Here is a 14,563-nt window from a genome sequence, read left to right on the forward strand (position 1 = left end):
GTCCGTCCGTGGTTTCCGTCCGGAATCCCGACAGGAGGTGTCGGGATTCCCGGGAAGCATCACCGGTGACGGGTGGAGACACCGTGGCACGTGAGGAAGGGCGAGGCATGACCGAGCAGCCGCTGAAGGGCAAGGTCGCACTGGTGGCCGGAGCCACCCGGGGCGCCGGGCGGGGGATCGCGGTGGCGCTGGGCGCCGCCGGGGCGACGGTCTACGGGACGGGGCGCAGCGCCGAGGGCCACCGGGGGGAGTACGGGCGGGCGGAGACCCTGGAGGAGACGGCCGAGCTGGTCACGGCCGCCGGCGGACAGGGCGTCGCGGTGCGCGCCGACCACCTGGTCCCGGCCGACGTCGCGGCCGTGGCCGCCCGGATCGAGGCCGAACAGGGCGGCCTGGACATCCTGGTGAACGACATCTGGGGCGGCGAGGAGCTGTTCGGCTGGAACGTCCCGGTCTGGGAGCACGACCTCGACAAGGGGCTGCGGCTGCTGCGCCTCGCCGTCGAGACGCACGCCGTCACCAGCCACCACCTGCTGCCGTTGCTGCTGCGCCGCCCCGGCGGGCTGGTGGTCGAGATGACCGACGGCACCGCCGAGTACAACGCGACCCGGTACCGGAACTCCTTCTTCTACGACATCGCCAAGGCGTCCGTGCTGCGGATGGCCTTCGCGCTCGGGCACGAGCTGGGCCCGCGCGGGGCGACGGCGGTGGCGCTCACCCCGGGCTGGATGCGCTCGGAGATGATGCTGGAGCACTTCGGCGTCACCGAGGCGACGTGGCGGGAGGCGACGGTGGCGGAACCGCAGTTCGGCATCTCGGAGTCCCCGGCGTACGTGGGCCGCGCGGTGGTCGCGCTGGCCGCCGATCCCGACCGTGCGCGGCGCAACGGCACCTCGCTGTCCAGCGGCGGCCTGGCCCTGGAGTACGGCTTCACCGACCTGGACGGGAGTCGGCCGGACGCCTGGCGCTACCTGGTGGACATCGAGGGCGCGGACGGCCCGGTGGACCCGGCCGGCTACCGCTGAGGGGTGCCGTAGAGGGCGGCGGTGCGGGCCGCCGCCCCGGCCAGCCGCTCCCGCAGGCCCGGCGGTTCCAGCACCTCGGCCTCGGGGCCGAGCCGCAGGATCTCCTCGTAGCCGACCTCCAGCGACTCCACCGGCAGCCGGACGGTCACCCGGCCCTCGCCGTCCGGCGGTCCGGCGCTCGCCAGCGCCTCCCGGGCGGCGACCGGTTCGAGCAGATGCGGCAGCCGCTCCAGGCCGAGCGCGCTGAGCCGTACGGTCACCGTCTCCCGCAGCAGCGAGCGGGCGAAGTCCTCGGCCCGGGCCTCCCAGAACGCGGCCAGGTCGAACGCCTCGTCGGCCGGGCCGGGGGCGGACGCCCGCCCCGAGGGTTCGGCGGCGACCAGCCGGTCCACCCGGTACACCCGGTGCTCGGCACCGTCCTCCTCCGGCCGGGCGACCAGGTACCAGGTGCCCGCCTTCAGCACCAGCCCGGCGGGCCGCAGCAGCCGCTCGACCGGGCCGGCGTCCGGCCGCCGCCGGTAGTCCACCCGCAGCAGCAGCCCGCCCCACACGGCGCGCGAGACCTCGGCCAGCAGCGGCGGCGCGGGCGCGTCGCGGAACCAGCCGGGCGCGTCCAGGTGGAACCGCCGCGCCCCGGCCGACGGCGCCCCGCCCAGCTCCCCGGCCACCTTCAGCCGGGCGGCGAGCGCCGGATCGGCGAGGCCCATGTCCTGGAGCGGCCCGGGCAGTCCGGCCAGCAGCAGGACCTCGGCCTCGGCCCGGTCCAGCCCGGTCAGCCGGGTGCGGTAGCCGTCGAGCAGCCGGTAGCCGCCGGCCCGCCCCCGGTCGGCGTACACCGGGACCCCGGCCTCGGCCAGCGCCAGCACGTCGCGCTGCACGGTGCGCTCGGAGACCTCCAGCTCGGCGGCGAGTTCCGCGCCGGTCATGCTGCGGCGGGCCTGCAGCAGCAGGAGCAGGGAGATCGCGCGGGCCGTCCGCATCCGTCGCCGTCCTTCCGTCCGGGCCGGGGCGTGCGCCCGGCGGGTTCTGCACCGATCATGGATGGCGAGGGGGAGGTCGCGGCCGCGTGCCGACAACGGACCCGAGGAGACCCCGATGGCCACCGGTATCGTGCAGTCCTACCAGGCCGACCATGGGTACGGCCTGATCACCCCCGACGACGACGGCCCGGCGCTGTACGTGTACTACGACTCGATCGTGGCGGCGGACGGCGGCGACCGGACGCTGGTCGAGGGGCAGCGGGTGGAGTTCGACCCGACCGAGCAGGAGGGCCGCCGGGTGGCGGAGCGGGTGCGCCGTCCGTCCTGACCGTGCCCGCTGACCGCCCGGTGCCGCGGGCGGTCGCAGATCTCCTCGCGGCCGGGCCGCCCGCCCCCCGTACGATCGTGGGCCATGGAGATGACGACCGCCCTGTGGTCCTTCGCCCTCGTGGTGGGCCTGCTGACGCTCACCCCGGGCCTGGACACCGCCTTGATCCTGCGCACCTCGGCGCTCGGCCACCGGCGGCAGGCCTGGGGCGTGGTGCTCGGCATCCAGACCGGCACCCTGCTGTGGGGAGCGCTCACCTCGGCCGGTGTGACGGCACTGCTCACCGCCTCGCAGCTGGGCTACGAGATCCTGCGCTGGGCCGGCGCCGCGTACCTGGTGTGGATGGGCGTGGGGATGCTCCGCTCCCGCGCCCGCCCGGAGCCCGCGGACGACACCCCGGCGGACACCCCCGCGGACACCCCGGCCGGTGGTCTCGCCGCGGGCTGGCGGCGCGGCCTGCTGACCAATCTGCTCAACCCCAAGGTGGGCGTCTTCTACGTGGCGGTGCTGCCGCAGTTCATCCCGGCGGGCGCCCCGCACTTCGCCGCCGGTGTGGCGCTGACCTGCGTGCACGTGGTCGAGGGCCTGCTCTGGTCGACGGTCCTGGTGGGCTTCGCCCGGGCCCTGCGCGGCTGGCTGCGCCGCCCGGCCGCGCGCCGGGCGATGGACCGGGTGACGGGCCTGGCCGTGGTCGGCTTCGGTGTGAGGCTCGCGGTCTCCGACTAGCCGGGTTCCGTCCGGCCGATCGTGCGACCGGGACACGGGAACGTCCGCTCCGGCAGGTCCGGGCCGGAGCGGTCGCGGCCGGCGCCCGGGGCCGATCCGCCGCCGGCCCCGGGCCCTGAAGGGGGCCGGGCCCGGGGAACACCGGGGCGGGGACGCAGCTCGAGCACGCCCGAACGGTCGGTGAGCCGCTCCCGGTAGTCTCTGGCGGTCGCACTTCTCGGGGGGATCGTGCTGGTCGTCATTGCCTTCCTGGTGGGCTGTCTGCTCACCGCACTCGTGCTGCGCGCGCCCGCCCGGCGGGCGGCCACGGCGGCCGAGGTGTCCGCCCGCGCCGCCGCACGCTCGGCCGCCGACGCCGACGCCGACGCCGACGCCGACGCCGCCGCTGACGCCGCCGCCGACGCCGCCTCAACGGCCGCGGCGCTCCGGGCCGGTGGCCCGTCGGCCGCCACGCCACGGCCGGAGCCCTCACGGCCGAAACACCCGCGGCCCGCGCGGAGCACCGCGCCGCGGGACGCCGTGCCGGTTCCCGGGGGGAAGCCCAGTGCCGGGCCCTTCTCCGGCGCGCAGGACGGCGCCGAGGAGACCGAGGAGCGGTTCAGGGTCGCCCTGCCCGTGCCCGGTGCCGCCGCCGTCGCCGAGCTCACGGTGCGGCTCTCCGAACGGGCCTTCCTCTCCATCTCGCCGCTCACCAGCACCGCCGAGCGCACGCGGACCCACGACCGGCTCACCGGCGGCTGGGCCGTCTCCCACCGCTCCCTGGGCCTGATCACCGCCGACGTGACCCACCTGCGGGTCAACGGCCGTGGCGGCCCCCGGGAGTGGACCGTGCGGCTGCTGCCCCCGTCGGAGGTCGAGAGCCTGCCGCCGACCTGCTCGGGCCGGGGCAGCACCGTCTTCGCCGTCCGGGACCGTGCGCCGGCCGAACTGGTCGCGGAGGTCGCCTCCGACGACTGGTCGGTCTCCTTCGCCTGCGGCTGCTGGGCCGCCGGGCCCTGCGACTGCCCGGTGCCGTCGGCCTGGTCCGGCTACCCGGACCGCACGATCACCACCGGCGCCGCCACCGGCCGACCGGCGGACGTCCTCGCCGTCCCGCGCCCCGGCCTCGTCGTGGTCGGGGTCGCCGCCGAGACCGACAGCTGGCACCTGCGCCTGCGGGCCGCCGGACCCGCGAAGGAGTGAGCACCGGCCCGGGCTGCGGCCGACCGGTCGGCCACCCGGTTGCGGAGCGTGCCCGCGGATCGCACTGCGGAAAAGGCCTTGTGCGAAGTACCTTCCCGCGCCCGTCCCTCCGGCGGTCGTGGGCGGTCGGCGAGCGCACGACGGCCCGGCCGGCGCGGCCGCACCGGGAGTGCGCTCAGCGGCCCACGCGGCCGAGGCCCTCGCGGAGGTCGTCCGGGGTCATGCAGATGTGCATGTCGATGTGGGCGTTGAACTCCAGCCAGAACGGCTCGCAGATCGCGACCACGGCGGCCTCGTCGGCGACGTCGACGACCACGATCTGGCAGCGCCGCCCGTTGCGCGGGAAGGCGTAGGCCGCCTCGGGCTTCAGGTCGGCCATGATCTGGTTGAACCTCGCCATGATGGCGCCGTCCGCGACGGCCCGGTTGGCCGTCTGGGTGTCGAGTTCGATCTCCAGCAGCGCGCGCATGGCGGTGCCCCTTCCCGGGCGCGGACGAGGGCCCGGACGAGTCCTCGGTTCCAGCGTGCTCCGCTCCCGGGGGGCTCGCAATTCACCCGGTCGGCGGTACCGGGTGGCCGTCCGGGCGGTTCGGGGGCTGCACTGGGAGGCGGCCGGGCGGTGAGCGGACGCCGCCCCGGAGCGAGGCAGCGCAGGACACGCGGGCAGCGCAGGACAGGAGTCTCCCGATGGCGGTCATCGTGGTGTTCGAGCTTCCCGGGGTCAGCCGGGAGCAGTACGAGGAGTCGGTGGACCGGCTGACCGGCGGTTCCGGGCTGAACCGGCCCGAGGACTGGCCGGTGCGCGGGCTGCTGACGCACGCGGCCGGCCCGCTGCCGGACGGCGCGGGCTGGTACGTGACCGATGTCTGGGAGTCCCGGGAGGCCTTCGAGCACTTCGCGGCGGTGCTGCTGCCGATCCTCCGCGAGGTGGGGATCGAGGGCGGCCCGCCGCTGATCTGCGAGGCCCACAACGTGGTGCGCTGACCGCCCCGCGTGCTCCGGAACGGTTTCAGGCGGCGTGCGGCGCGCGGTCCCGGCGGTCCGCCGTCTTCCCGTTGCCCTCGGCCGCCGCCCGGTCCTGCGCCAGGTCGTGGTGGATCGGCCCGGTACCGGCGCTCAGCGGCAGGCAGCTGCCGCCGCGCCGGTGGGCGACGATCTCGGCGGCGACGGAGACGGCCGTCTCCTCGGGGGTGCGGGCGCCGAGGTCGAGGCCGATGGGCGAGCGCAGCCGCCCGATCTCGGCATCGGTCAGTCCGGCCGCGCGCAGTCCGGCCTCGCGCTCGCGGTGGGTGCGGCGCGAGCCCATCGCGCCGACGTAGCCGACCGGCAGCCGCAGCGCTCGCTCCAGCAGCGGGAGGTCGAACTTGGCGTCGTGGGTGAGCACGCAGAGCACGGTCCGGCCGTCCAGCCGGTCCAGCTGGGTGTCCAGGTAGCGGTGCGGCCAGTCGACGACCACCCGGTCGGCCTCGGGGAAGCGCCGTTCGGTGGCGAAGACGGGCCGGGCGTCGCAGACGGTGACGTCGTAGCCGAGGAACTTGCCGATCCGCACCACCGCGGCGGCGAAGTCGATCGCGCCGAACACCAGCATCCGCGGCGCGGGCACGTACGACTCCACGAAGAGGGTGACGGTGCCCTGCCCGTGCTCGTCGCAGGGGCGTCCGTCCAGGCCGAGGACGAGCCGGCCGGTGCGGCCGGCGTCGAGCATGGCCCGGGCCTCGGCGACGACGGAGCGCTCCAGCGGGGCGGCCACGGAGGGTGCGGGGGAGAGCAGGCCGTGGTGGGTGTCGGCGGTGACGGCGACGGTGGCGCCGAGCAGTCCGGCCGGTCCGGCGACCACCCGGGCCAGTGCCACCGGGGTGCCGTCGGCGATCAGCGCGATACCGGCGTCGAGGGCCGGGTCGGCCCCGGGACGCACCGGCTGGACGAAGACGTCCAGCACCCCGCCGCAGGTCAGGCCGACGGCGAAGGCGTCCTCGTCGCTGTAGCCGAAGCGTTCGAGCACGGGTTCGCCGGACTCGATCGCGGCCCGGCACAGCTCGTAGACGGCCCCCTCGACGCAGCCGCCGGAGACGCTGCCGATCGCCTCGCCGTCCGCGTCGACGGCGAGCGCGGCGCCCGGGTCGCGCGGAGCGCTGCCGGTGACCCCGACGACGGTGGCCACGGCGAAGGAGCGGCCGGACGTGTGCCAGGCCAGCAGCTGCTCGGCGATGTCCTGCATGACGGAAGCTCCTTTGCGCTTTCGAGGGTAGTCAATCGGGTGCGGAGGGGCCGGACGGGACGGGCGGGCCGAGCAGGCTCGGAGGGGCCGTACGGGACGGGCAGGCCGGGCGGGACGGGCGGGACGGGCGGTCCCGCCGCCGTACGGGAGAACGATCCCGTACGGCGGCGGGTACTCCGGGAGCGGGCCCGGCGCGGTCCGGTCAGTGCACGCCGAGCCAGGACTTGACCGGGCCGAGCGCGAAGTAGACGACGAACACGCCGGTGAGGATCCACATCAGCGCCCCGGGCTCGCGCCACCGCCCCCGGCCGGCCTTGATCACCGTGTAGGAGATCACGCCGGCCGCGACACCGGCGGTGATGCTGTAGGTGAAGGGCATCAGCGTGCAGGTGAGGAAGGCCGGGATGGCCACCTCGCGGTCGGACCAGTCGATGTGCCGGGCCTGACTCATCATCATCGATCCGATGACGACCAGCGCCGCCGAGGCCACCTCGACCGGCACGATGGCGGCCAGCGGCGAGAAGAAGAGCATCAGGGCGAACAGTGCGCCGGTGACGGTGGAGGCGAGTCCGGTGCGGGCGCCGTCGCCGACGCCGGTCGCGGACTCGACGAACACGGTCTGCCCGGAGGCGCCGGCCAGGCCGCCGACCGCGCCGCCGGCGCCGTCGATGAACAGGGCCTTGGAGAGTCCGGGCATCCGGCCGCGCTTGTCGGCGAGTCCGGCCTCGGTGCCGACGCCGATGATGGTGGCCATCGCGTCGAAGAAGCCGGCCAGGACGAGGGTGAAGACCGCCACCGAGGCGCTGATCGCGCCCAGGCCCTGGCCGCCGAAGGCGCCGAACAGGTCGACGTCGCCGAACAGGCTGAAGTCGGGCGCGGCGACCGGCGAGCCGGGCCAGACCGGTGCGGAGTTGCGCCAGGCGTCGGCGGGTACGTCGGCCAGCTTGTTGACGATCATCGCGACCACGGTGCCGCCGGCGATGCCGATGAGGATCGCGCCGCGGACGTTGCGGGCCATCAGCACGAAGATGGCGAGCAGGGTGAGGCAGAAGATCAGGACCGGCCAGCCGGCGAGTTCACCGGCCGGGCCGAGCGAGAGCGGGGTGGGTCCGCCGGTGTGCATGACGCCGGCCTTGAAGAGGCCGATCACGGTGACGAACAGGCCGATGCCGATGGTGATGGCGTGCTTGAGCGGCAGGGGTATGCCGTTCATGATCTTCTCGCGCAGGCCGGACACCACCAGCAGCACGATCAGCAGGCCGTAGATGACGCACAGGCCCATCGCCTGCGGCCAGGTGGTGTGCGGCACCACCAGGGCCGAGACGGCGCCCGAGACGGAGAGGCCGGCGGCGAGGGCGAGCGGCACGTTGCCGACCACGCCCATCAGGATCGTGGTGACGGCCGCCGCGAGCGCGGTGGCGGTGGTGAGCGCCGCGTGGTCCAGCTTGACGCCGGTGACGTCGGCGCCGCTGAGGATCAGCGGGTTCAGCAGGATGATGTACGCCATCGCCATGAAGGTGGTGAGACCACCCCGGAGTTCGTTGGCGAGGGTCGAGCCCCGGGCGGAGATCTTGAAGTAGGCGTCCAGCGCGTTCCTGGGCGCGGCCGGGGGCGACGTGGGGGTGTCGTTCCCGGTGGCCTCGACGGCCTCGGTGGGTCTGTCTGCAGTGGTGCCGGGCTCCGTGGGGATCCTGGTCATGTCCACTCCCAAGTGTCAAAGGGGGTTGGGGTGGGCGAGCCGACCTGGCAGCCAGGCGACGAAGGCGTGGCACAGGGGGACGATTCGACTCACGTTGCACGGGTGGTTCGGGCCGGCGCCCGGCCCCGGCGTGGGCGGGCGGCGGTCCTGGTGCGGTGGCAGTGCGGTGGCGCCGCGGGTGGCAGTGCCGTGGTGGTGCCGGGTGGTGCCGTGCAGATCGTGCGGGCCGTGCGGTCGCGCACCGTACGGGTGGTACGGGCCGTGCGCGGGTGGTGCGGGTCGTTAAGAGTGGTGCTGGTGGTGCGGGCCGTGCTGGTGGTGCTCGGCCCCGGGGCGGCGGGGAAGACCGGACGCCGCCCCGGGGAGTCGTGGGGGTGTGGGGTGTGGGGGCGGTGCGGGTTACAGCTCCCCGGGCCGTTCGGTGGTCAGGTGCTCGGGCCGGACCGGGATCCGGCGCAGCGCCAGACCGGTGGCGTTGCGGATGGCGGCCACGATGGACGGCGTCGCCGAGACGGTCGGCGCCTCGCCCACCCCGCGCAGCCCGTACGGCGCGTGCGGGTCGGGGAGTTCGAGGATCTCCACCGGGATCGGCGGGGTGTCCAGGATGGTGGGGATGAGGTAGTCGGTGAAGGACGCGTTGCGCACCTTGCCGTCCCGCACGATGATCTCCTCCATCACCGCCAGCCCGAGCGCCTGGGTGCAGCCGCCCTGGATCTGGCCCACCACCGAGAGCGGGTTGAGCGCCTTGCCGACGTCCTGGACGGCGGTCAGCTCGACCACCTTGACCAGGCCCAGTTCGACGTCCACGTCGACCACCGCGCGGTTGGCGCAGAAGGTGTACTGGACGTGGCCGAAGCCCTGCCCGGTCTCCTTGTCGAACGGGACGGTCGGGCGGTGGTGGTGCTCGCGGGTGAGGTCGATGGCGTCGTCGCCGAGCAGGTCGACCATGGAGACCAGGGCGCCCGCCGACTCGGAGACGACCTTGCCGCCGGACAGGGTGAGGTCCTGCTGGGTCCAGCCGTAGCGGCGCCGGCCCTTCTCGATCAGCTCGCGCTTGACCGCCTCGGCGGCCAGCTTGACCGCGCCGCCCGTCATGTAGGTCTGGCGGGAGGCGGAGGTCGAACCGGCCGAGCCCACCTCGGTGTTGGCGGGGTGGATGGTCACCTGCTCGACGCCCAGCTCGGTCCGCGCGATCTGGGCGTGCACGGTGACGCCGCCCTGGCCGACCTCGGCCATCGCGGTGTGCACCAGCGCGACCGGCTCGCCGCCGATCACCTCCAGCCGCACCCGGGCGGTGGAGTAGTCGTCGAAGCCCTCGGAGAAGCCGACGTTCTTGATGCCGACCGAGTAGCCGACGCCGCGCACGATGCCCTCGCCGTGCGAGGTGTTGGACAGCGCGCCGGGCAGCAGCCGCACGTCCAGGTCGTCGGTGTCGAGCGGCGGCGGCAGCGGCATGTCCTTGACCCGGCGGAGCAGTTCGGCGACCGGCGCGGGCGCGTCGATCTCCTGGCCGGTGGGCATCAGGTCGCCCTGCGTCATGGCGTTGAGCTGACGCAGCTCGACCGGGTCCATGCCCAGTTCGGCGGCCAGCCGGTCCATCTGGGTCTCGTAGCCGAACGCCGCCTGCACCGCGCCGAAGCCGCGCATCGCCCCGCAGGACGGGTTGTTGCTGTAGAGCGCGATCGCATGCATCCGCACGTTCGGGACGACGTAGGGGCCGTGGCCGAGCGAGGCCGCGTTGCCGACCACGGCGGGCGAGGCGGAGGCGTAGGCGCCGCCGTCCAGCACGATCCGGGCGTCGGCGTAGACCAGCTTGCCGTCCCGGGTGGCGCCGTGCTCGTAGTACATCTTCGCCGGGTGGCGGTGCACATGGCCGAAGAAGGACTCGTCCCGGGAGTAGACGATCTTGACCGGCTTGCCGGTGCGCTGGGCCAGCAGACAGGCGTGGATCTGCATCGAGAGGTCCTCGCGGCCGCCGAAGGCCCCGCCGACACCGGCCAGGGTGAGCCGGACCTTCTCCTCCGGCAGCCCGAGCACCGGCGCCATCTGCTGGCGGTCCACGTGCAGCCACTGGGTGGCGATGTAGAGGTCGATGCCGCCGTCCTCGGCCGGCACCGCGAGCCCGGACTCCGGGCCCAGGAAGGCCTGGTCCTGCATGCCGACCTCGTAGGTGCCGCTGACCACGACGTCGGCCAGGGCCCGTACCTCGTCGGTCACCCCGAGACCGGAGACCAGCTTCTGCTCGTGGCAGATGTTGCCGTACGCGTGCGACTTGTACTCGTGCGGCTCGTGGACGTAGCCGTACGTCTCCGGGTCGAGGCACTGCTCCTCGGTGACGATCGGGGTCAGCACCTCGTACTCGACCTTGATCTTCTTCACCGCGCGGCGGGCGGTCTCCGGGTGGTCGGCGGCCACCAGCGCGATCGACTCGCCGTGGTACCGGATCCTGTCGATCGCCAGCGCGGGCTGGTCGGCGATCTCCAGGCCGTAGTACTTGGCGCCGGGGATGTCCTCGTGGGTGAGCACGGCGTACACACCGGGCACGGTGAGCGCCTCGGAGATGTCCACGGAGAGGATGTTCGCCCGGGGGTGCGGCGAGCGCAGCGCCATGCCCCAGAGCATGTCCTCGTGCCACATGTCGGAGGAGTACGCGAACTCGCCGCGCACCTTCAGCGTGCCGTCCGGGCGCAGCGGCGAGCCGCCGATGCCGTCCTTGCTGGACTGCCGGATGTCCTGGAGGTTCTTCTGGCCCTGGATGGTGCGGGCCTCGTTCCGGACTGCGGTCCGGGCCTCGCTCCTGGCCTCGTTCCCGGCCTTGCTCCGGAGGCCGCCGTCCCGGTCGTTCGTCCGCGCGTTCATTCCGCCACCGCCCCACCGGCGTGGGAGCCGGCGCACTTGCGGGCGGACGCCAGCCGCACCGCGTCCATGATCTTCTCGTAGCCGGTGCACCGGCACAGGTTGCCCGACAGGGCCTCGCGGATGTCCGCGTCGGACGGCTGGGCGTCCTGCGCCAGCAGCGCGTCGGTCTGCACCAGCAGACCGGGCGTGCAGAAGCCGCACTGGACGGCACCCGCGTCCACGAACGCCTGCTGGACCAGGCCCAGCTCGCCGTCCTCGCCGCCGAGCCCCTCGACGGTGCGCACCTCGCGGTCCTGCACCTGGCCGGCCGCGACCAGACAGGAACAGACCGGCACGTCGTCCAGGTAGACGGTGCAGGAACCGCACTCGCCCTGCTCGCAGGCGTTCTTCGAACCGGGCAGGCCGACGCGTTCGCGCAGCACGTAGAGCAGGCTCTCGCCCTCCCACACGTCGTCGGCCTCGACCGGCTTGCCGTTGGCGGTGAACGTGACCCTCATGCCGCGCTCCTGATCTGCTTGCGGTAGTCGTTCCAGGTCCAGGTGAGCGTGCGCCGTGCCATCACGGCGAGCGCGTGCCGCCGGTAGTCGGCGGTGCCCCGGACGTCGTCGATCGGGGAGGCGGCGGCCTTGACCAGCTCGCCGAACCGCTGGATCACCTCGGCCCCCAGCAGCTCCCCGCTCTCCCACAGGCCGCGCTCGGCGAGCACGTCCCGCAGGTACTCCTCGGCCTCCACGGCGCGGCGCGGGGTGGGCGCGGCCGAACCGATGCCGGTGCCGACGGTGCCGGTGCGCGGGTGCAGGGCGAAGCCGAACGCGCAGACCGCGATCACCATCGCGTTGCGAGTGCCGATCTTGGAGAACTGCTGCGGACCGTCGGCGACCGGGATCCGCACGGCGCGGATCAGCTCGTCCGGCTCCAGGCAGTTGCGCTTCACCCCGACGTAGAAGTCGTCGATCGGGATCAGCCGGGTGCCGCGGACCGAGGCCGCCTCGACCAGGACGTCCCGGCCGGCCGCCAGCAGCGCCGGGTGGGAGTCGCCGGCCGGCGAGGCCGCGCCCAGGTTGCCGCCGACGCCGCCGCGGTTGCGGATCTGCGGGGATCCGACGGTGTGGGCGGCCAGCGCGAGGCCGGGCAGCGGGCCGGACAGCTCGTCGATGATCCGGCTGTAGGGGACGGCTGCGCCGAGTCGGACCACCTCGCCGTCGTTCGACCACTCGGTGAGCTCGGTGACGCGGTTCAGGTCGAGAATCGCGGGTGGCCGGTGCACGTCGAAGTTCATCTCGACCATGACGTCCGTACCGCCCGAGACGGGCAGCGCGGCCGGGTGTTCGGCCTTCGCCGCGAGCGCCTCGTCCCAAGTGGCGGGCCGAAGGAACTCCATGCGGGTGTCTCCTCAAGTCGTCGCCGTCCGGACGGGTGGGCACAGTGCCCGGCCCGGTCGCCCGGGCCCCGGTGTTCGCACCGGGACCTCCGCGTCGTCGCCTCCGCGTCGGTTCCCGGTCACCGGGGTGTGTCCGGCGGCGTGTGGCCAGTGAACCGCTGTGACGGGGGCCACTGGCAGTCACCGATGGCATGAAGCCCCGGCTGTGGTCCCGCCCGGCATCCTGTACGTTCCTCTAAGAAGCACGATCTCGCAGCCCAGCCGTCGGCCGGGCCACACCTACGACCGTAATCCGGCCGTGATTCCCGAGCTACGGCCTCGTGATCCGGGCACCCGTTGGGACGTAACGCCGAGCACGGATGTTCGGGCACACTGTCACCCCGGACCGAGCCCTCGGACCGCCCCCACCCCCGCCACCTGCCCGTTAGGAGCCTCCGGATGCGTGTCCGTGACCTGCTCGCCCCCGGCGCCCCGCGCCTGCGTCTGCTCGCGGCCGAGGAGGAGCTGGACCGGCAGGTCAGCGGGGTCATGACGACCGACCTGCACGACCCGGGGCGCTATCTGCACGGCGGCGAGCTGGTCCTCACCGGCATGCTCTGGCGCACCGCCCCGGCCGACTCGGAGCGCTTCGTGCGCACCATCGTGGCCGGCGGCGCGGTCGCCCTGGCGGCCGGCGAGGCCGAGGTCGGCCCCGTGCCCGAGGACCTCGTCGAGGCCTGCCGCCGGCACCGGATGCCACTGCTGGCCGTCCCCGACGACATCGCCTTCGGCACCGTCACCGAGTTCGTCGGCCGCCAGGTCTCCGCCGACCGGGCCGCCGACCTGGCGGCCCTGGTCGACCGGCACCGGCTGCTGGTCTCGGCGGCCGGCGGCGGCGGTCTGGACGCCGTCCTCGACCTGCTCGGCGGCGACCTCGACCTCGACTGCTGGGTGCTCACCCCCACCGGAGCGGTGATCGCCGGCCCCGTCGACCGGCTCCCGGCCGCCGACCGGGACCAGCTGATCCGCGCCCACCTCGCCGCCCAGCGCCAGCGCCGCCGCCCCCCGCACCGGGCCCGCCTCGCGGCCGGCGCCTACTCGCTGCTGCCCGCGCCGGCCGCGCCCGAGGCCGAGGCGCCGCTCGCCGACTGGGTGCTCGCGGTCGCGGGCGACGTCACCGAGTGGACCGCGAAGCGCCAGCAGCTCGCCGAGAACCTGGCCCGGCTGGTCGCCGCCGAACGCCAGCGCCGGGACGAGGGCCGCCGGCTGCGCCGCCGCCTCGCCGACGAGGTGCTCACCCTGCTCCAGCGCGACGCGGACCCGGCCGAGATCAGCCGCACCCTGTATGCGTCCTCGGCGATGGCCGCCCGTTACGAGAGCCGCGAGCCGAAGCCGCAGGCCCCGGAGGGCTCCTGGCTGGTGCTCAGTGCCGAGGGCACCGGTCTGCCCGAGGGCGCGGTGCGGGCGGTCCTGGAGGAGGCGCTCGGCGGCACCACCGACCGGGCGCTGGTGGCCGGGGCCGGGGCCGGCGCGGTGGTGGTGCTCCCCGCGCTGGACAGCCCGGTGCCCGCCGACACCCTGCGCGAGCTGCTCGCCCCGCTGGAGGCCGGGCTCGGTTCGGAGGGGCGGATCACCCTCGGGGTCTCGGCCCCCGCCAAGGAGGCGGTCGGCCTGCGCGGCGCGCTGGAGGAGGCCCGGCACGCCCGCCGGATCGCCGCCGCCAGGGTCGGCCGGGTCTGCGTGGCCGGGCCGGAGGAGCTGGCCTCGCACGTGCTGCTGCTCGCCGCCGTGCCGGACGAGGTGCGCCGGGCCTTCCGCAGCCGGCTGCTGGACACCGTGATCGCCTACGACATCGAGCACCAGGCGGACCTGGTCCGCACGCTGGAGGCGTTCCTCCGTTCGGACGGTTCGTGGACCAGGTGCGCCGCGCAGCTGCACGTCCACGTCAACACCCTGCGGTACCGGATCGGCCGCATCGAGGAGTTGACCGGACGCGACCTGTCCCGGCTGGAGGACCGGGTGGACTTCTACCTGGCCCTCGAACTCGCCTGACGGTCCCCCCGGACGCCGGCGGGCCCCCCCCCCCCCGCCCCGGGGGGCCCCCCCCCCCCCCGGGGGGGGCGGCGGGGGGGGGGGGGGTTGGGGGGCGCCCCCACCAACACCCCCCGCCCCCAGGCCAGCCCCAC

The 14,563-nt window shown here is 74.6% G+C and carries 13 protein-coding genes; 6 read left to right on the forward strand and 7 right to left on the reverse strand.

What is annotated here, in order from left to right; genetic code table 11:
• Window positions 1-107 precede the first annotated feature (107 nt).
• The gene (locus ACIPYS_RS39825) at window positions 108-1,025 is read left to right on the forward strand and encodes an SDR family oxidoreductase (RefSeq protein ID WP_400755491.1); all 918 of its coding nucleotides are present in this window, start codon (window positions 108-110) and stop codon (window positions 1,023-1,025) included.
• Here ACIPYS_RS39825 and ACIPYS_RS39830 read toward each other — a convergent pair.
• Window positions 1,016-2,005 (reverse strand): helix-turn-helix transcriptional regulator, encoded by a 990-nt coding sequence (locus ACIPYS_RS39830; RefSeq protein ID WP_400755493.1) that lies wholly within the window; start codon window positions 2,003-2,005, stop codon window positions 1,016-1,018. The two genes, ACIPYS_RS39825 and ACIPYS_RS39830, sit on opposite strands and share 10 nt — an antisense overlap.
• A 115-nt stretch (window positions 2,006-2,120) precedes the next feature.
• Here ACIPYS_RS39830 and ACIPYS_RS39835 point away from each other — a divergent pair, with 115 nt between their 5' ends.
• From ACIPYS_RS39835 to ACIPYS_RS39845, 3 genes are all read left to right on the forward strand, one after another.
• Window positions 2,121-2,333 carry a cold-shock protein gene (locus tag ACIPYS_RS39835; RefSeq protein ID WP_093859564.1) on the forward strand — a complete coding sequence of 71 codons (213 nt, stop codon included), beginning with the start codon at window positions 2,121-2,123 and terminating at the stop codon, window positions 2,331-2,333.
• 84 nt (window positions 2,334-2,417) lie between these two features.
• Window positions 2,418-3,059 (forward strand): LysE family translocator, encoded by a 642-nt coding sequence (locus ACIPYS_RS39840; RefSeq protein ID WP_400755496.1) that lies wholly within the window; start codon window positions 2,418-2,420, stop codon window positions 3,057-3,059.
• 228 nt (window positions 3,060-3,287) lie between these two features.
• Window positions 3,288-4,241, forward strand: coding sequence for a hypothetical protein (locus ACIPYS_RS39845; protein ID WP_400755497.1), 954 nt, complete (start codon window positions 3,288-3,290; stop codon window positions 4,239-4,241).
• Between the two features lie 175 nt (window positions 4,242-4,416).
• Here the strand turns inward: ACIPYS_RS39845 and ACIPYS_RS39850 are convergent, their stop codons facing one another.
• Window positions 4,417-4,710 carry a hypothetical protein gene (locus ACIPYS_RS39850; RefSeq protein ID WP_093859561.1) on the reverse strand — a complete coding sequence of 98 codons (294 nt, stop codon included), beginning with the start codon at window positions 4,708-4,710 and terminating at the stop codon, window positions 4,417-4,419.
• 218 nt (window positions 4,711-4,928) lie between these two features.
• Here ACIPYS_RS39850 and ACIPYS_RS39855 point away from each other — a divergent pair, with 218 nt between their 5' ends.
• Complete coding sequence (locus tag ACIPYS_RS39855) at window positions 4,929-5,225, forward strand: hypothetical protein (RefSeq protein ID WP_400755500.1); 297 nt, start codon at window positions 4,929-4,931, stop codon at window positions 5,223-5,225.
• Window positions 5,226-5,250: 25 nt separating this feature from the next.
• Here the strand turns inward: ACIPYS_RS39855 and ACIPYS_RS39860 are convergent, their stop codons facing one another.
• The 5 genes from ACIPYS_RS39860 to ACIPYS_RS39880 form a co-directional block, all read right to left on the reverse strand.
• A complete protein-coding gene (locus ACIPYS_RS39860) occupies window positions 5,251-6,459 on the reverse strand; it encodes an XdhC family protein (protein ID WP_400755501.1) in 1,209 nt (402 codons plus the stop codon).
• A gap of 202 nt (window positions 6,460-6,661) precedes the next feature.
• The gene (locus ACIPYS_RS39865; RefSeq protein ID WP_093859558.1) at window positions 6,662-8,158 is read right to left on the reverse strand and encodes an NCS2 family permease; all 1,497 of its coding nucleotides are present in this window, start codon (window positions 8,156-8,158) and stop codon (window positions 6,662-6,664) included.
• A gap of 399 nt (window positions 8,159-8,557) precedes the next feature.
• Window positions 8,558-11,017 carry a xanthine dehydrogenase subunit D gene (pucD, locus tag ACIPYS_RS39870; RefSeq protein ID WP_400755504.1) on the reverse strand — a complete coding sequence of 820 codons (2,460 nt, stop codon included), beginning with the start codon at window positions 11,015-11,017 and terminating at the stop codon, window positions 8,558-8,560.
• Window positions 11,014-11,514: a (2Fe-2S)-binding protein gene (locus tag ACIPYS_RS39875; RefSeq protein WP_093859557.1), complete on the reverse strand. Its 501-nt coding sequence runs from the start codon at window positions 11,512-11,514 to the stop codon at window positions 11,014-11,016. Before ACIPYS_RS39875 ends, pucD begins: the two co-directional genes overlap by 4 nt.
• A complete protein-coding gene (locus tag ACIPYS_RS39880; RefSeq protein ID WP_093859556.1) occupies window positions 11,511-12,398 on the reverse strand; it encodes a xanthine dehydrogenase family protein subunit M in 888 nt (295 codons plus the stop codon). The genes ACIPYS_RS39875 and ACIPYS_RS39880 overlap by 4 nt, the downstream gene beginning before the upstream one ends.
• A gap of 438 nt (window positions 12,399-12,836) precedes the next feature.
• Here ACIPYS_RS39880 and ACIPYS_RS39885 point away from each other — a divergent pair, with 438 nt between their 5' ends.
• Window positions 12,837-14,429 carry a PucR family transcriptional regulator gene (locus ACIPYS_RS39885; protein ID WP_093859555.1) on the forward strand — a complete coding sequence of 531 codons (1,593 nt, stop codon included), beginning with the start codon at window positions 12,837-12,839 and terminating at the stop codon, window positions 14,427-14,429.
• Window positions 14,430-14,563: the final 134 nt, after the last annotated feature.

It is taken from the genome of Kitasatospora sp. NPDC089913, assembly GCF_044748625.1.
Taxonomy (GTDB): Bacteria; Actinomycetota; Actinomycetes; order Streptomycetales; family Streptomycetaceae; genus Kitasatospora.